Origin of the sequence: Enterococcus sp. DIV0240d, assembly GCF_051711245.1 — a bacterium.
Classification (GTDB): domain Bacteria; phylum Bacillota; class Bacilli; order Lactobacillales; family Enterococcaceae; genus Enterococcus_D; species Enterococcus_D casseliflavus.
On record NZ_JBIOMG010000001.1, the window covers coordinates 1663297 to 1681259 of the forward strand.

The following is a 17963-nucleotide window of genomic DNA, read 5'->3' on the forward strand; positions in this document are numbered from 1 at the left end:
AGGGGTAACTTTGACAGAAGTATTAGCACTGCAAAATGTTTCCAAATTGATTGGAACCAAACGAATCATTGATGATATTTCCTTTGTGGTGGACCAAGGACAAGTCGTTGGTTTATTAGGGCCCAATGGGGCTGGGAAGACGACGATCATCCGAATGATCGTTGGCTTGATGAAGCACAACACAGGATCGATTGCCATTATGGGAAATTTATTGGATTCTTCTTTTAAAACAGCGATTGCCTCAGTCGGAGCGATCGTTGAGAATCCTGAGTTTTATAATTATATGACCGGTTATGAGAATTTGATGCAGTATCAGCGTATGGCGATGAAAAAAGGCACAGCCTCTGAGCTAGAAGCCCTGATCCGTCAGGTGCATTTAGAAGGACATATCCATCAAAAAGTCAAAACCTATTCTTTAGGGATGCGTCAGCGTTTAGGTGTTGCTCAGGCGCTGGTTCATCAACCAGATCTATTAGTTTTAGATGAGCCGATGAATGGTCTGGATCCTAAAGGCATGCGGGAGTTTCGGGAAATGATTCTTTCTTTGCGAGCAAAAGGGGTCTCTGTTTTAGTTTCCAGTCATCAGTTAAGCGACATCGAGCAAATTGCGGATCATTTGATCGTGGTACAAAAAGGAAAAGTCACCCATCAAGTAGCAATGGCAGAGTTGAAAGCAGAGAAAAATGTGTTGATCATCAAAACCGATGATAACTCGCAAACAGAAGCACTGTTAAAAGCTTCCTTTGACGTCGAGGTCTTGCAGGTTGCAGACGAATTGCAAGTCACGTTGCAAACAGATCAGCGTTCTGAAATCGCTGCAGCGATCGTGACGTCGGGTATCGGCTTAAAAGAACTACGGACAATGCAATCTTCTTTAGAAGATACATTCTTGGCTTGGACCGAAGAAGGAGGTTTGTAAGCATGCTGCTTTTATTGGTTTTAATGACGTTTGGCTTGACCTATGTTGTACGCTTAGGTAGTCCAGAAATTGGTACCAATGATTTATTTGCTTCTTTAAGCGATATGACGTCGTTCTTAAACTTATTTGTAGTGATTGTGGCGGCTTCTTCAGTAGCAGAAGAGTTCAGTCGTGGAACGATCAAGTTCTTATTGATTCGGCCTTTTTCCAGAAGCCAAATCTTAGCAGCAAAAGCCATCAACACGTTTTTATTTGCGCTTTTAGGGACTGCTGTTTTACTGATCAGTAGTTTAGCAGCCGCCAATTTATTTTTAGCAGCTGAATCACCTTTTGCTGCTACTGGCTACAACGGGCTAGCGGCGATTCTCGTTGCCCTTGTTTTTGCGGGAACCAACTTGCTATTGATTGTCTTTTATATTGCATTGACCATCTTTATCTCAGCCGTCATTCGCTCTCAAAGTTTGGCGGTAGGCTTAGGCTTGGGTATGTTGTTTGGAAGCAGCATCATCAACTCGATCATGCTTTTTGCGCAAGAAAAATACCCATGGCTGAAGTGGAATCCATTTAATTTTATGAATATTAAAGAGCAAATACCGAGTTTATTAAATAGTCCTGACATGCAGATGACTGCCTTTGATCCGGGATTGGGCTATTGGGAAATGGCGATCGGGATCCTTGTTTACAGTGTTTTAATCTACCTTTTAACAAATTGGTTATTCAACAAAAGAGATGTCGCATTAAGTTGAGGAAACGAGTGAAAGTTTTTGGATAAATCCAGCTTTCACTCTTTCTTTTTGTGTTTTTTTCTAGTAAAATGATTCATTGAGAGTACAAGAGAAAGGAGAGTTTTCGAATGGTTAGTGTAGGAATCGTAATCGTAATCGCTGTTGTTGCAGCATTGCTAGGCGCTGTCGGCGGCTTCTTTTTGGCGCGTAAATATATGCAAGATTATCTAAAGAAAAATCCTCCCGTTAATGAGGATATGCTTCGCTCGATGATGATGTCAATGGGTCAAAAACCTTCTGAGAAAAAAATTCGTCAGATGATGCAGCAAATGAAAAACCAAAAGTAGGTTTTTTTCTAAAAAGCGGGCTGATTTTATCAGCTCGCTTTTTATTGCGGCAAAACGCAGCAACGAATAAAAAATGTCCCCAAGCTGCTTTTTCTGTTTACGTTCTGTAAATAGCGGGGAAGCAATCGAATCTGAATCCAATGAATATTCGGAAAAATCGCAAAATTTAGGCAACAGGTCATAAAGAAATGGAGAGTGTTATGTCAATATTTAGGAAGTTAGGTTGGTTTTTTAAACAAGAAAAGAAACATTATTTGTTAGGCGTAGGCTCTTTAGTCTTAGTCGCCTTGGTACAGTTGGCACCTCCCAAAGTTATCGGGATCATCATCGATGAGATTGCGGAAAAAGAGATCTCGATGCAGACGATCTTTTTTTGGGTCATGATCTTGATTGCTTCAGCCATCGCTCAATACGTGTTTCGTTTTGTCTGGCGAACGCATATCTGGGGCAGTGCCGCTCGGCTAGAAAAAACGTTACGCAGACAGCTATTTGCACATTTTACAAGGATGGATCAGTTGTTTTATCAAAAGCATCGGACAGGTGATTTGATGGCCCATGCCACCAATGACTTGAATGCCATCCAAAATGTGGCAGGGGCAGGGATCTTGACCTTTGCCGATTCCTTCATCTCGGGAGGGGCAACCATCATTGCGATGGTTCTCTTTATCGACTGGCGGTTAACGATCATTGCTCTATTGCCGCTGCCTTTCTTAGCAGTCATTGCACGGGTTCTTGGCAGCAAATTGCATGATGCGTTTCGTGACTCGCAAGAAGCATTTTCTTCCATCAACGACAAAGCCCAAGAAAGTATTACTGGGATGAAAGTCATCAAAACTTTTGGACAGGAAAAAGAGGACATCGCTGATTTTCAAACCAAAATCGACCATGCCATCATCAAAAACCGCAAAGTCAATTTTCTGGATGCCTTGTTTGATCCGTTTATTACGATCATCATCGGAATCTCCTATGTGCTGACGATCATCGTTGGCGGCAATTATGTCATGAACGGTACCATCTCGATCGGTCAATTGGTATCCTTCATCAGTTATATCGGTATGTTAGTTTGGCCGATGTTTGCCATCGGACGTCTGTTTAATGTGCTGGAACGAGGCAATGCAAGTTATGATCGGGTTGCCGAATTGTTGGCGGCAAAGACCCATATTATTGAAGCCAAAGATGCGGTCGATGCCCCAGCCCAAGGAACGGTGAACGTTCAAATCAATGATTTTCACTATCAAGGAGATGATTTTGCCCTGCAAGACATCCACTTTACTTTGCCAGCGGGTCAGACACTAGGTGTCGTCGGGAAAACCGGTGCTGGAAAAACCTCTTTGATGAAGCTCTTGTTGCGAGAGTATGATTCATTTGACGGGGCGATCACCTTCGGGGGCATCGATAGCAAGCAATACTCCTTGAATGCTCTTTTGGGGTCGATCGGTTATGTTCCGCAAGATCATTTCTTATTTTCCATGACGATTCGAGACAATATCCGCTTTGCGCAACCACGGGCTTCTCAAGCAGAAGTGGAAGCAGCTGCTGGATTGGCAGTGATCCACGAGGATATCAGTCAGTTTCCTGAAGGGTACGAAACGATGGTGGGGGAACGTGGTGTTTCTCTTTCTGGTGGACAAAAACAGCGTTTATCCATTGCCCGTGCTTTGATCACTGATCCAGAATTATTGATTTTAGATGACGCCCTTTCAGCAGTAGATGCCAAAACAGAAGAAGCTATTTTACAACAGTTGCGGACGTTCCGTCAGAATAAAACAACGATCATTGCTGCCCACCGCCTAAGCAGTGTCAAGCACGCAGAAGAAATTCTCGTGATCGACAATGGGAAAATCAGTGAACGCGGGACCCATGAACAATTATTGGCTGCAAATGGCTGGTATAAAAAAATGTGGGACAAACAGCAACTAGAAGCCAAAATCGAAGGGAGTGAAGCCTAATGCAAGAATCAGAATGGAGCAAATCGATTCCCTTTAAAGAGCAAAAAAACATCATCAAACGAATGTTTCTTTTTGCCAAGCCATTTCGAAAAACCTTCTATGCAGCGATCTTTTTTGCTTTTGTGCTATCGATCGTCAATATCCTGTTGCCTTTGATCATTCAAACCTTTATGGATAATTATTTGACCAATCAAACGGCGACCCAGCAAGTCATTTATTTCTTTGCTGCATTGTATTTCTTTGGGGTGTTGGTAAAAGCTGTGATTTGGTTTTTCCAATGGTTCCTTTATTCGATGGGTTCTTTAAAAACCTATCAGTATATTCGAGCAAAATTATTTGAAAAATTGCATAGTCTTGGGATGCGCTATTTCGATCAGACACCAGCGGGTTCGATCGTTTCACGGGTCAGCAACGACACAGAAACGTTGTATGAATTTTGGTATGTCTTCTTGATGGTATTGACAGGAATTTTTGCGGTGGTTTCTTCTTTTGCCGCCATGTTCCGCATCAACGTCAAAATTGCCTTACTGAACTTGATTTTTCTGCCGATCCTAATGGTAGTCATCTGGTATTATCAAAAATTCAGCTCTCGTATCTATCGTCAAATGCGGGAAAAACTGAGTCAGCTGAATACGAAATTGAATGAATCGATTTCTGGTATGCAAATCATTCAGCAATTCCGTCAAGAGGCGCGGCTGAATGAAGAATTCGAAGCGACCAACGATGATTATTTGAAAACTAGATACGCTATGATCCGCACGAATGCGCTGCTATTATCACCAATCATTAGTTTGTTGTATGCCTTAGCGATCGCCTTGTCGTTGACGGTCTTTGGGTTTGATGCCTTAGAATCGCCCATTGAAGTCGGGTTGATTTTCGCCTTTACGACCTATATTCAAGGATTTTTTAATCCCATGACACAGATGATGGATTTTCTCAGCGTCTTTACTGATGGGATGGTCGCCGGCAGCCGTATTCTAAAGATTATGGATAACGAAGAATACACGCCGCAGCAAAACCCCGATGCTAGTCAAACCATCACCAAAGGAAAAATCGAATTTCGCGATGTCAGTTTTTCCTATGATGGTAAAAACAACGTATTGAATCATATTTCTTTCATCGCCTATCCAGGTGAGACCGTGGCTTTAGTCGGTCACACAGGAAGTGGCAAGAGCTCGATCATCAATGTGTTGATGCGTTTTTACGAATTCGGGGAAGGGCAAATTTTGATCGATGATCAAGATATCCGCGACTTCACGATGGAAGAGCTTCGGAAAAAAGTCGGACTCGTATTGCAAGACGCCTTCATGTTTTATGGGGACATCGCTGACAATATCCGCTTATTGAATCAGGACATTCGTGAGGAACAGATCGAAGCAGCAGCAAAATTTGTTCAAGCAGATGCCTTTATTCAAAAATTACCTGGTAAATACCACGCCAAAGTGATTGAACGGGGCGCCAGCTATTCAAGTGGGCAGCGACAATTGATTTCCTTTGCCCGCACCATGGTGACCGATCCGAAAGTGCTGGTCTTGGATGAGGCGACTGCCAATATCGATACTGAAACAGAAGGACTGATCCAAGAAGGGTTGGCAAATATGCGTCAAGGGCGAACCACGATCGCGATCGCCCATCGATTGTCTACCATCCGCGATGCCGAGTTGATTTTGGTGCTTGATAAAGGCTCGATCGTCGAACGAGGCACCCATGATGAACTTTTGGCTCAAAAAGGGTTGTATGCCGATATGTACCGTTTGCAGGCAAGTGAAGTTTAAACGACCAATAGACCTTAAAATACCGCCTAGGTATTTTAAGGTCTATTTTGTATAAATTGAACAAATGGAGGAAAAAATTTCTATTTGTGATTGACAGCGTTTTCACCCTTTGCTATCATGTAGACATTAAAGCAACTAGCTCCTAGACATCCAAACGGATCAAACGGTCGCGAGACATTTCGGTTAAGATTAGGAATCACGCGCAGTCAAGCGAGTGGCAGAGGAGCTCTATGTGAAATGTTGCGCAAATAGGAGGGTCAAATTATAGACTAGATATATGAGGGAAGCTGCTCTAAGCAAAAGGCAAGTATCCTGAGCCTATTTTTTACGAAGAACCCAACCAACGAGAGAGGATTGTGGAGGGGGATTGTAATAAAGGCAGTCCCATCGAGAAGGGGGCGAAAAGGAATGTATTGAGAGCTCAAAGATAGTCGAGTGGATAAACACGAGAAATCATTCGTTGTTTTATTTTTTTAATTCTTTGTTAACCGGTTAACTAAAACGGTTAACAAAAAAGAGGAGGAAAGCAAGCATGGGGAATGGTCACAAGTTTAGCCGTTTTTTTCATGACAAAGGTCGCATTCAGCGAGAATAGGGAAAGTAGCAAACGTAGAAACTTGCAACACGATCTATGAACAAAAAATAGTTCAAATGGAAAGATGAGGGAAAATTTATGGTAGAAATTATAATTGGTATTTTAATGATCGTTTCTTTCTTAGGAATGGTTTGGTACTGCGTCAAAGGGTTCAACCTGATGGTAGGTTTCTTCGTTATGGCAACACTTTGGACCGTTTTAGCTTTTATTGGCAATGCGTTGAGTCCGGATTTAACAGCTTTGAATTTTGTCGATACGATCACGAACATTTATCAAACAGGACCCGCCGGTTTTGCTAGTTCGATTCTGGTTAATATTTTCTTCGGTTCCTTCTTTGGTCGGATTTTGATGGATACAGGGATCGCAGCAACGCTGATTCGGAAGGTTGTTGAGCTTGGTGGAGATAAACCACGGATCACAATGACCCTTTTATGTACTGTTACTGCCTTATGTTTCACTTCCATGACGGGCATTGGTCCTGTAATCTCTATCGCAGTGATCGTTATGCCGATTTTGCAAGCGTTGGGTATTCCAACAGCGATTGCTTTATTCGCTTTTATGGGTTCCATCATGGCGGGAATTTTTGCCAATGTAACAAATTTTGTGCAATACCAAGGTATTTTAGCAGCATTACAACCTGAAGGAAGTCAATCCATGATGGAATATGGGTTTTCCGACTATTTCACATTCGGCATGATCGCACTAGTCGTTTCCTTACTTGTGACATTGGTTTTTGCCAATATTGCTTTAAGTCGTGCGAAATCATCAAAAGTCAAAGCGTGGGCTTCCACACCTGGTGCAACTTCAGGCGATGCTCCTTGGTATTCTTGGGTGGCTGTGATCGCACCAGTCTTACTCGTTGTGTTTGCTGAGTTTCCTATTATTCCTGCATTTATTCTGGCAGCTTTGTACGCCTTACTGACTTGCGGAAAATTAAAAGGTGGTTTCGTAAATATTTGCCGCATGTTAGCTAAACAATTTGCAGATGGTGCTGTCGATGTTGCGCCCCTGGTAGGTTTCTTATTAGTACTGGCTATGTTTAATTCAGCTGCAAGTCTCGCGGTTCCTTTCTTTGAACCAATCGTTGGCGGTCTAGTTCCTCATAGTACCGTGGCTCTTGCGATCTTATTTGCTATCTTAGCACCCCTTGGTTTTTTCCGTGGTCCTTTGAACTTAGTCGGATCAGGAGGCGCAGTAGCGGCAGTGATCTTAGCTGCCACAAATTGGGATCTGGCATTCATTTTTCCACTTTTCGCTGTGGTCACGATCGCTCCTCAGCATTTGGATATTACTCAGTCATGGGTAGCATGGGGGCTAGGACATCATAAAGTTGGTTCTAAAGATTTCATGAAGTTTTCGATACCAGCTGGGTGGCTTTCTAGTGCGATCCTGTGTATCATTGCGCTCATTTTGTTCGGATTGAATAACTAGTCGATGAAGAAACGTAGCTAATCAATAAATCATGCAACTATGGATGTAGGAGGAAAGTGGAAATGAGTGAATTAAGAAAAGTTAGAATGGGAATCGATGTAGGCGGTACCCATACAAAAGCTGTCGCTATCGATAATCTGACTCACGAGATCATAGGAAAATCCAGCGTGAAGACCACCCATGATCATGAACGGGGGTAGCTGCTGGCGTTGTCGAGAGTTTTCAAAATTGTATGAAAGAAAATGATATTGACCCAAAAAGTGTGATTTTTGTTGCTCATTCAACCACCCAAGCCACGAACGCTTTGATTGAAGGGGATGTGGCTGACATTGGTGTTTTCGGTATGGCTCGTGGTGGTTTCGAAGGGTTTCTGGCAAAGCGTCAATTAAAAATTGCCGATATCGTCCTAGGAAATCAGCGATCCATTAAGATCATCAATGCCTTCTCAAAACTCAAAGGAATGAATAAAGCGAGTGTGGAAGAGATGATCGATGATCTAGTGAGGCAAGGATCAGAAGTGATCGTCGCTAGTATGGCTTTTGGAGTAGATAATAATGATGCTGAGAATCTAGTGATGGAAGTTTGTACAGAAAAAGGAATTCCCTGTACCGTTGCTTCGGATATCACGAAACTTTACGGATTGACCAGAAGAACACGAACGGCCACTATCAATGCAAGCATTTTACCTAAAATGTTATCTGTCGCAAATTCAACGGAAGTCTCTGTGAAGGAGTCGGGAGTAGATGTACCTTTAATGATCATGCGCGGCGATGGTGGGGTTATGGAAATTGCTGAGATGAAAAAGCGACCAGTTCTGACTATGCTCTCGGGTCCAGCAGCTTCAGTAATGGGTTCACTGATGTATTTACGAGCATCAAATGGTGTGTATTTTGAAGTAGGCGGCACAACCACCAATATCGGTGTCATTAAAAACGGACGGCCAGCGATCGACTATTCTGTCGTTGGCGGACATGAAACATACATTTCCAGTTTGGATGTTCGGATCACGGGTTGTGCAGGGGGTTCCATGATTCGAGCAACTGCTAATGGAGTGGTAGATGTAGGACCTCGTTCTGCTCATATTGCCGGTCTGGACTACGCAGTCTACTCTGATCCAACCAATTGGACAGGAGGAGAGGTGGAATTCTTTAGTCCGAAAGAAGGAGATCCTGCGGATTATGTTGCAATCAAATTTGATAATGGTGAGCGGGTAACTATCACCAATTCGTGTGCAGCGAATGTGTTGGGCTTGATCAAACCGGAACATTTTTCTTATGGGAATATCGAAGCGGCTCGAAAAGCGATGGGCGTATTAGCGGATTATTGTGGCACGACGATCGAAGATATTGCGACACAAATCATGGAGCGTTCTTATGCAAAATTAGAGCCAGTGATTTTGTCTTTAGCAGAAAAATACAAATTAGAAAAAAGCCAAATTTCATTAGTAGGAGTTGGTGGCGGCGCTTCGTCATTAATTATCTACTTGTCAGAAAAAATGGGCGTAAAATATTCGATTCCGGAGAACGCTGAGGTGATTTCCTCAATTGGCGTCGCCCTAGCGATGGTGCGAGATGTCGTTGAACGGATCATTCCTTCCCCTTCGAAAGAAGACTTGCGATCAATCAAAACAGAGGCTATCAATAAAGCCATTGAGAGTGGGGCTACCCCAGAAAGTGTGGAAGTCTTTATCGAAATCGATCCTCAAACGTCTAAAGTCACAGCCATTGCGACTGGTTCCACCGAAGTCAAGACGACGGATCTTTTAGCAGAGGCAACCGTCGAGGAAGCCCAAGAATTAGCAGCAGGCGATTTGGGGCTACCTACCAACGAAATTGATCTTTTAGAGAAAAGTTCGCATTTTTATGTGTTTGGAACCCGTGTTTCTTCAGGAGACAATCCGGCAATTCGAATCCTTGATAAAAAAGGCTTTATTAAAGTACAACGAGCTTCAGGGAAGGTCATCAAAACCACCGCGGAGAATTATGTGCAAGCAGTCGAGCAACTGTGGGATGACTTGGCGATCTATCAGACAGAAGTGATTTTGCGTCCAGATTTCTATATTTGTGCCGGACCACGGGTGATGGATTTTTCAGTAAACGATTTGGAGGCATTGATGTTGTTGATCGATATCGAAATGTCGACTTTAGATCCAAATGAAGAAGTGATGGTTCTGGCGGCGAATTCCCTATGATCAAGCAGAGGTTTTTCTTAAAACAGCAACATACGGTTGATCTGACATTATTAGAAACGTGGTATGAACAGCTCATGCCCATCAACGAATTTAGTTGGGGAGTATTTGAGTTTACCCGCGAGATGCTGCGTAATAAAGTGAGTGAAGAGGAAAAAAACGAAATCATTGAAGAAGCCATTTTATGTGGTAGAACATGGGCGCAAAAAATACTCGACCAGTTTGATTTAAAAAAACAGGAAAAGGCAGATCGTGCCTGGTACTTGGCGAATAAGCTTGGTTTAACGATTACGGAAAGATCTGGAAAACCGACGAAGTTTCGTATGGTCTTTGCGCAGTTTATCATGGAGCGCTCCATTGAATTGATCACTGAACCCATTGCTGCTTACACCGAGCTGACTCAATCTTCGGAAATATTGCCTAAACCAGAAGTTATCCGAGGAGTCTTGATCGCTCATGAAATTTTTCACTATTTAGAAGAGCAACATGGGGCAACGATGTACCATATCACCAAAACGATTCCCCTGTGGCGCTTTTTTTCCTACGAGCATCGGTCGACGGTTGGTTGTGCTTCGGAAATTGCGGCGATGGCCTTTGCAAAAGAACTGTGTGAGACAGACTTTGTGCCTCAAATGTTAGATATTTTGCTTTCTTATCCGTTGGAAGTCGACTTTTCAAAAAGTATATATGAAGTCGTGCAGCAAGAAATGCGCCACATTGAAGCAATGAGCTAGTTCTTTGAAAATCGCTCACTTAGCGGCTTCTTTACGATCCGTCACTATTGAGATAGGACAGTCCATGTCGAACGAAATCGGTCCTTGTTCATTTTTCAAGGGTTCCATGATATAATTGACCAACAGCAAAAAGCAAGGCGTGGATTGAATGGCAAATGAGAAAATCACCATTAAGATGGTGTCAGAAAAAGCAAATGTTTCAAAAACCACCGTTTCTAGATATTTGAATGGCAAATATGAATTTATGTCAGCAGAGACAAAAAAGCGCATCGAAGAAGTGATCGAGGAGCTTGAATACCGTCCAAATGCGCTAGCACAGGGGTTGAAAAACAATAAAACGGGATTGATCGGCATCGTTGTCAGCAATATCATGATCCCGGAAGTAGCAGCTTTAGTTCGAGGCGTCAATGATTATTGTATACGAAAATCTTTTCAGGTGATTCTTGTTGAAACCGATCACAAAAATATTTCTCAGCAGGATCAAATTCAAGCGTTGATCGACCGTCAAGTGGAAGGGCTGATTCTGTCGTCGAATCAGGACGAAGCATTCGTGAAAAGCTTGACTGAGCAAAAGGTCAAGATCGTGCTGGCTGATTGCACGATCGAAGAAGTGATGATTGATACAGTCATCGTTGATAATGAAAAAGCGACGGGCGAGATGATTCAACGTATTTATTCAGAAGGCTTTGATCGAGTCGCTTACTTTACACCACCGCTCACAACGCCTAGTCGGAAGAAAAAGCTCGCTCTTTTTCTGGAAAGTTCTAAAATCGCAGTTAGAAATCCTGAACAACTAGCATTTGAGATCGAAGAAACACAAGCGGCATTTGACGCGTGTAAGGAATCACTAAACGAATTGTTGAAAAAAAATCAAGGCTATCGTTTAGCAATACTAGCTGAAAACAGTGAGTTGATGTTTGCGTTGATCCATGTGATCTATAGCTTGGGCTTACGGATTCCAGAAGATGTTGCGATCGGGGGCTATGATGATTTAGGCTGGAACAAACTTTATCATCATGAAATGTCTGTGATTGAAAAACCGTCGTATGAGATTGGTTCGCAAGCTGCTGAACTTTTAGTCAAGCGGATCTCAAAAGGGAAAATGCAGTATAAACCAAAGGTAATCGAAGTACAGCCAAAAATCAAAATGAATGGTTCGACACAAGTGAGTGACAATAGTTTTGATAAGATCGTTATCCGTATGAACCAAGAAAACCAGCCTTACATCAAAAAAAATTATCGTAAACAAGATGATTAGGTTTTTTTGAAAAACAAGAAACAAATGACACCATAGCCGGCTCCCTAAAGATTAGACTGATCAGTCAAGTCTTTGGGGAGCGTTTTTTCGTTCGCTAAGGGTTTTGTCTTTATCTAAGATAAGAACGAATAAAAATTGATCGCTCGTGTATTTAAGAAACGATCAATAGATTCGTACTAGGTGTCAGTAAAAATAACGAACAACGATTGACAGCGCTTTCTACCTTTGCTATGATAAAGATAATAAAACTGGTTCTAATGGATAGTGATTGTTGATTTTTAACAAGCTAAACCTGATGAAGCTGCGGTATTTGCGCTGCTTTCATGAGGTTTTTTCTGTGTTGACTGTTGGCTCAGCAATAAAGACAAGCAATGAACCATATCCGCAATGATAAAGTAAGTGGGGGTAGGAGATGAAAATCAGTAAAGTGTTAAACAATAATGTTGTGATCACTACCGATCAAAGTCAAAACGAGATTATTGTTATGGGGCGGGGGATTGCATTTAAGAAAAAAGTGGGAGATGAAATTTCTTCAGAAACGGTCGATAAAGTGTATCGCTTAGAAAATCAGACGATCTTATCTCAATTTCAAGAGCTGCTTGCTGACTTACCACTGGAATATCTTGAATTATCCAATGAGATCATTGAGTATGCTCGGCGAGAATTGTCATCCCCAATCAATGATTCCATTTACATCTCGTTGACGGATCACATGCACTGTGCCATTGAACGATCGAAAAAAGGAATGACGGTCAAAAATGTCTTATTGTGGGATATCAAGCGTTTTTTCCCCGATGAGTACCAAATAGGCTGCAAAACAGTAGAAAAAATCAAAGAACATTACGGGATTCAGCTGCCAGATGACGAAGCTGGCTTTATTGCTCTGCATCTCGTCAATGCGCAAACTGAGAATGGGGTGACCAAGGCAATATTGCTGAACTAACCCAAACGATGCAAGACATCATAAACATTGTTAAATATTTTTTCAAAACAACCTTTGATGAAGAGTCCGTTTATTTTTATCGCTTCACTACGCATTTGAAATTTTTTGTCTCAAGAATGCAAAACCATACCCCTCATGCGGATGAAACCGATGAAGATCTTTTGGCTATGGTCAAAGTGAAGTACCGAAATGCGTATCAATGCGTACAAAAAATCGCTGAACTATTAGAAAATCAGTATCAGTATCAAATGTCCAGTGACGAAAGTTTGTATTTAACGATTCATATTGCCAGACTTGTGCAAAAGAATCGTTGATTGAAAAAAAACAAGAAAGGAGAAGGATTTTTTGATTCATGAGAAGGTGTCAAAAAAGAAAAGTTTCTTCGCAATGATTCTTATCAAACGTCAGCTTCAAGACATCTGACCATGCAGCAAGAAATCAAAAAAAGAAAACATTTTGGATAGTGACATTCAGTTGGCTAAACCTTCAATACAAAAAAATTGGAGGAATCAAAAATGGGAAAATATCGTGAATTAGCAGAAAAAATCGTAGCAAATGTCGGTGGGAAAGAGAACATCAATAGCTTGACGCATTGTATCACACGCCTGCGTTTTAAATTAAAGGATGAAGGCGTCGCAAATGATGAAGTCTTAAAGAACATGGATGGGGTCGTGACGGTCATGAAGAGTGGCGGTCAATACCAGGTGGTTATCGGAAACCATGTGCCAGATGTCTATGCAGAAGTGATCGATGTTGCAGGAATCAGTGGTGATGCTGAAGAAACAGCTTCAGGTGGCAACTTGTTTGATCGTTTGATCGATATTTTGAGCGGCTGCTTCCAACCCTTCTTAGGTGCTTTGTGTGCGGCGGGGATGATCAAAGGACTAAACGCACTGTTGCTTTTTATTGGTACAACAGGCTTGATCGATTTTACAACGACGACAGGTACCTACGTTATGTTCAATGCGATCGGCGATTCGATCTTCATGTTTATGCCAGTGATTTTAGGGTATACGTCAGCGAAAAAGTTTCGCTTAAATCCAATGGTGGGAATCGTGATCGGATCAGCGCTTTGTTACCCAACGATTCAAGGATCTGCTTTGCAAGCCGCATTTCTTGCAGGCGCTGGCGAGGGAGCTGCTGCACCGTATAGCTTGTTAGGCTTGCCAGCGTACGAAACGTTCTTAGGGATTCCGTGGGTTGGCGCAACGTATACTAGCAGTGTGGTGCCGGTCATCTTTATCATTGCCTTTGCTGCACAAGTTCAAAAATTTGCAAAAAAAATCATTCCTTCTGTTGTCCAAACGTTCTTAGTGCCGTTCTTAGTTCTCTTGATTGCATTGCCAATTGGGTTTTTGGTGATTGGACCTGTGATCAGTATGTTGACGGATCTTTTGAGCTCAGGATTTGAAGCGCTGATGGACTTCTCACCAGCTGCCTATGGCTTGTTGCTAGGTTTCTTCTGGCAAGTATTGGTTATTTTCGGTCTTCACTGGTCAGTTGTTCCGCTACACATTATGCAAGTGACACAACTAGGCTACAGTCAGATTTTGGTAGCTACGTTTGGTGCCAGCTTTGCTCAAACAGCCGTAGTGATGGCGATGTACTTTAAACTGAAAGATAAAAAACTGAAAGCACTATGTCCACCAGCTATTATCTCAGGGCTTTTCGGTGTAACGGAGCCAGCGATTTATGGGATCACGTTACCGAAAAAAATGCCGTTCTTCTACTCAATGATCGGTGGTGCGGTCGCAGGTGCCTTCTTGATGATCAATGGAACAACGAGCTACACCTCTGGTGGGTTAGGGGTCTTTGGCATTTTCAACTACATCACTCCAGAAGGCGACGCTAGTGGCATGTGGTTCTCTGTCTTCGGAATCTTGATCGCTGCAGCGATTGGCTTTGGTTTGACCATGGCTTTCTGGAAAGATGATGCAGTGGAAGAAGAAATCGCAGAAGGACAACCAGCGATGACTGTTCGAAAAGAAGTGATCACTTCTCCAGTGGAAGGAACGATCGCGCCACTAAGCAGTGCCAAAGATGAAGCTTTTGCTCAAGGAGTGCTAGGAAAAGGCATCCTGATCCATCCATCAAAAGGCGAAGTCGTGGCTCCTTTTGATGGTACAGTGATGACATTGTTCCCAACCAAACATGCCATCGGGTTGATTTCTGAGAATGGTTTAGAACTTTTGATCCATATTGGTTTGGATACTGTTCAATTGAATGGTGAGTTCTTTGAAGCGCATGTGAAGCAAGGCGATAAAGTCACTCGTGGGCAAAAATTGATCAGCTTTGATAAAGATGCATTGATCAAAGCAGGATTCAATATTGAGACCCCAGTGCTAGTGACCAACTCAGCGGATTATTTGGATATCATCGAGTCTGACAAACGAGAAGTTGGTTGTTCCGATGATTTGATCACGGCTTTAGTTTAGGAAACATTTTCCTGCAAAACAGCTATATAAGGATAAAAGCGATCGGTCGTGAAGGCGCGATCGCTTTTTGACAGTCATTTAATTGGGAAACAGTGAGTCCTTATAATGAAGGTTTTTATCATAGGTTGGTTCAGCGATTATAGTTGATGAAGTGGGGCGCTTATCATACGCCATCCCAATATCGATCAAATGCTGCAGATTTTTCTCATAGTGCTCCGAAAAGACGACTGCATACAACAAATCTAGCAAGTAGCAAACTGAGGTATTGATCGTAAAATTCGCGATCTTTGAATAAAGCCTTTCTCTTGTTGTGATATTTAAGACACAATCGCTTAATTTCGCTAACGCATTCTCGCCAATACTAGTCATCCCAATGATGGAGACCTGCCGTTCGGCGAGGATCTTACCGATTTCTTTAACCATTTTGTTTTCACCTGTGTAAGAAATCAAAATCGCGGTCGTATCGGAGGTACAGTTGGATGCCTCATAGGCACTTTCGCCGAAGGTATCGCAGACGTGGATACTTTTTCCTAAACGCCGCATCTTCAAAACAAAGTCTTGAGAAATCAAGGTGTTGGCATTGCTGGCGAAAATCCTGATATGGTTGGCATTGAGCAACGATTGTTTCGCTTTTTGTAATTCATCATGATGGATCAAGGAAAGCGTATCTTCGATCGTTGTTTGTTCAAGCTTTGCCAACTTTTTGGCGATGGTCATAATACCGTCATGGGAAGAGAAGGGAAAGTTCGCATCCACATCGGTAAAATGGCTGCTCATATAAGTTTGCTCTTCCACAAAGGCCGTTTTTAAGTCGAGCCAACCATTGAAGCCTAATTTTTTGGCGATCCGAATAAAAGTAGAAGGATGAACATAGGTTTTTTCAGATAATTCCTTGATGGTTTGATCCGCCATCGCGGTCGGATTGGCTAATAAATAATCAATCAACGATCGTTCGGCGGGTGCTAGTTTGATTTGGCGCATTTTTTCTTGTAACAACATGGAATACATGCTCCTTTTTACATTTTTTTTGATTATTTGTAAATGGTTTTTACAGAAATTCGTTTTTACTCAGTACCTAGCGAATCGTTTACATCCTAATTATTCCTTATTTGATGCTCTTTGTAAATCTTTTTTACAAAACACCTGCAAGAAGAAGCGAGATTTGCAAACGCTTTTTCTAAATATGCTATTTACATTGAATCAAATGTTTTTATGAATGATAATAAGAATGTAAATAAAATAGCAAAGGAGCAATACAATGACAAAAGGAATTAAAATTGCAACCATTGGTGGCGGCAGCAGCTATACCCCGGAGTTAATGGAAGGCTTTATCAAACGCTATGAAGAATTGCCGATTCGTGAGATTTGGCTAGTAGATATCGAAGCAGGAAAAGAAAAATTAGCAATCGTTGGTGCGATGGCACAACGGATGTGGGATGCGTCACCCTACGATGTAAAAATCCACATGACATTGGATCGAGAAGAAGCGTTAAAAGATGCTGATTTCGTTACGACTCAATTCCGAGTAGGATTGCTGAATGCCCGTATCAAAGATGAACGAATTCCTGCCTATTACGGCATGATTGGTCAAGAAACCAACGGCCCTGGTGGTATGTTCAAAGCGTTTCGTACGGTTCCAATCATTCTTGAAATCGTTGAAGACATGAAACGCTTGTGTCCCGATGCCTGGTTGATCAACTTTGCGAATCCAAGCGGTATGGTGACTGAAGCAATCGTGCGTTACGGAAAATGGGACAAAGTCATCGGGTTGTGTAACGTGCCTGTCATGGCAACGATGGTTGAACCTGCGTTGCTTGGCAAAGAACCTGACGAATTGATTTACAAATTTGCAGGATTGAACCACTTTCACTGGCACAAAGTTACCGACTCACACGGCAATGACGTTACGATGGACATTATTGATAAAATGTATGAAGAAGACAATGGCTTACCGAAGAATATCTTTGATGTACCATTTTACAAAGAACAGCTGGAACAAATGAAGATGATTCCTTGCGGGTATCACCGTTATTACTATCGTCAAGAAGAAATGTTGAATCATGCGATCGAAGAGTACAAGACTGTCGGTACACGCGCACAGCAAGTGAAACAAACCGAAGCCGAATTGTTTGAGTTGTACAAAGATCCTGAATTGGATCATAAACCAGAACAGCTGCAAAAACGTGGTGGTGCTTACTACTCAGATGCAGCGTGTGAAACGATTGCTTCCATTTATGCTAATAAAAATACCCAAATCGTCGTTTCAACCAAAAATGAAGGCGCCGTTCCAGATCTTCCTGCCGATTGCGTAGTCGAAGTAACAGCTTACGTTGGCGGACAAGGGGCTAGAAATGTTGCCTTTGGTGAGTTACCGACAGCTGAAAAAGGTTGGTTACAGGTAATGAAAGCAATGGAATTATTAACGATCGAAGCAGCTGTGACGGGGGATTACAATATCGCATTACAGGCCTTCACCATCAACCCATTGGTTCCATCAGGTGATACGGCAAAACGTGTCATGGACGAACTGTTTATTGCCCACAAAGATCACTTGCCTAAATTTAAGGAAACGATCGCACGTCTTGAAAAAGAAGGCGTAGAAGTACAAGATGAAGTAGCCCGCGAACTTGATCGCGAACTAGTTAAATAAAGAGAAAGTAGGAA

The 17963-nt window shown here is 42.3% G+C and carries 11 protein-coding genes and 2 pseudogenes; 12 read left to right on the forward strand and 1 reads right to left on the reverse strand.

Features of this window, described 5'->3' with window-relative positions; all coding sequences use genetic code 11:
* Positions 1 to 10: 10 nt before the first annotated feature.
* From IGJ25_RS07785 to IGJ25_RS07835, 11 genes and pseudogenes are all read left to right on the forward strand, one after another.
* A complete protein-coding gene (locus tag IGJ25_RS07785) occupies positions 11 to 919 on the forward strand; it encodes an ABC transporter ATP-binding protein (RefSeq protein ID WP_225001315.1) in 909 nt (302 codons plus the stop codon).
* 2 nt (positions 920 to 921) lie between these two features.
* On the forward strand, positions 922 to 1665 hold the full coding sequence (locus IGJ25_RS07790; RefSeq protein WP_438779232.1) for an ABC transporter permease: 744 nt from the start codon (positions 922 to 924) through the stop codon (positions 1663 to 1665).
* A 107-nt stretch (positions 1666 to 1772) separates the two neighbouring features.
* The gene (locus tag IGJ25_RS07795; RefSeq protein ID WP_005235432.1) at positions 1773 to 1991 is read left to right on the forward strand and encodes a YneF family protein; all 219 of its coding nucleotides are present in this window, start codon (positions 1773 to 1775) and stop codon (positions 1989 to 1991) included.
* Between the two features lie 200 nt (positions 1992 to 2191).
* Entirely contained in the window at positions 2192 to 3940 is a 1749-nt protein-coding gene (locus IGJ25_RS07800; protein ID WP_081116551.1) for an ABC transporter ATP-binding protein, read from the forward strand.
* Positions 3940 to 5715: an ABC transporter ATP-binding protein gene (locus IGJ25_RS07805; RefSeq protein WP_010748035.1), complete on the forward strand. Its 1776-nt coding sequence runs from the start codon at positions 3940 to 3942 to the stop codon at positions 5713 to 5715. Before IGJ25_RS07800 ends, IGJ25_RS07805 begins: the two co-directional genes overlap by 1 nt.
* Positions 5716 to 6388: 673 nt before the next feature.
* Positions 6389 to 7741, forward strand: a complete 1353-nt coding sequence (locus IGJ25_RS07810; protein ID WP_074931563.1) for an SLC13 family permease — start codon at positions 6389 to 6391, stop codon at positions 7739 to 7741.
* 62 nt (positions 7742 to 7803) lie between these two features.
* Positions 7804 to 9932 (forward strand): annotated as a pseudogene (locus IGJ25_RS07815) (hydantoinase/oxoprolinase family protein).
* Positions 9929 to 10663 (forward strand): hypothetical protein, encoded by a 735-nt coding sequence (locus IGJ25_RS07820; protein ID WP_081116554.1) that lies wholly within the window; start codon positions 9929 to 9931, stop codon positions 10661 to 10663. Before IGJ25_RS07815 ends, IGJ25_RS07820 begins: the two are co-directional and overlap by 4 nt.
* 148 nt (positions 10664 to 10811) lie before the next feature.
* The gene (locus tag IGJ25_RS07825) at positions 10812 to 11921 is read left to right on the forward strand and encodes a LacI family DNA-binding transcriptional regulator (protein WP_225001317.1); all 1110 of its coding nucleotides are present in this window, start codon (positions 10812 to 10814) and stop codon (positions 11919 to 11921) included.
* 412 nt (positions 11922 to 12333) lie between these two features.
* Positions 12334 to 13178: pseudogene (gene licT / locus IGJ25_RS07830) on the forward strand (BglG family transcription antiterminator LicT).
* Between the two features lie 201 nt (positions 13179 to 13379).
* A complete protein-coding gene (locus IGJ25_RS07835) occupies positions 13380 to 15299 on the forward strand; it encodes a beta-glucoside-specific PTS transporter subunit IIABC (RefSeq protein WP_081116556.1) in 1920 nt (639 codons plus the stop codon).
* A gap of 78 nt (positions 15300 to 15377) precedes the next feature.
* Here the strand turns inward: IGJ25_RS07835 and IGJ25_RS07840 are convergent, their stop codons facing one another.
* Complete coding sequence (locus IGJ25_RS07840; RefSeq protein ID WP_010748037.1) at positions 15378 to 16298, reverse strand: MurR/RpiR family transcriptional regulator; 921 nt, start codon at positions 16296 to 16298, stop codon at positions 15378 to 15380.
* A gap of 259 nt (positions 16299 to 16557) precedes the next feature.
* Between IGJ25_RS07840 and IGJ25_RS07845 the strand changes: the two genes are divergently transcribed.
* Positions 16558 to 17949, forward strand: a complete 1392-nt coding sequence (locus tag IGJ25_RS07845) for a 6-phospho-beta-glucosidase (RefSeq protein WP_005225822.1) — start codon at positions 16558 to 16560, stop codon at positions 17947 to 17949.
* Positions 17950 to 17963: the final 14 nt, after the last annotated feature.

Bases quoted from the DNA above. Each gene is read 5' to 3' on its own strand.
- IGJ25_RS07790 (WP_438779232.1), top strand. From the start codon at position 922: ATGCTGCTTTTATTGGTTTTAATGACGTTTGGCTTGACCTATGTTGTA.
- IGJ25_RS07795 (WP_005235432.1), top strand. From the start codon at position 1,773: ATGGTTAGTGTAGGAATCGTAATCGTAATCGCTGTTGTTGCAGCATTG.
- IGJ25_RS07800 (WP_081116551.1), top strand. From the start codon at position 2,192: ATGTCAATATTTAGGAAGTTAGGTTGGTTTTTTAAACAAGAAAAGAAA.
- IGJ25_RS07805 (WP_010748035.1), top strand. From the start codon at position 3,940: ATGCAAGAATCAGAATGGAGCAAATCGATTCCCTTTAAAGAGCAAAAA.
- IGJ25_RS07810 (WP_074931563.1), top strand. From the start codon at position 6,389: ATGGTAGAAATTATAATTGGTATTTTAATGATCGTTTCTTTCTTAGGA.
- IGJ25_RS07820 (WP_081116554.1), top strand. From the start codon at position 9,929: ATGATCAAGCAGAGGTTTTTCTTAAAACAGCAACATACGGTTGATCTG.
- IGJ25_RS07825 (WP_225001317.1), top strand. From the start codon at position 10,812: ATGGCAAATGAGAAAATCACCATTAAGATGGTGTCAGAAAAAGCAAAT.
- IGJ25_RS07835 (WP_081116556.1), top strand. From the start codon at position 13,380: ATGGGAAAATATCGTGAATTAGCAGAAAAAATCGTAGCAAATGTCGGT.
- IGJ25_RS07840 (WP_010748037.1), bottom strand. From the start codon at position 16,298: ATGTTGTTACAAGAAAAAATGCGCCAAATCAAACTAGCACCCGCCGAA.
- IGJ25_RS07845 (WP_005225822.1), top strand. From the start codon at position 16,558: ATGACAAAAGGAATTAAAATTGCAACCATTGGTGGCGGCAGCAGCTAT.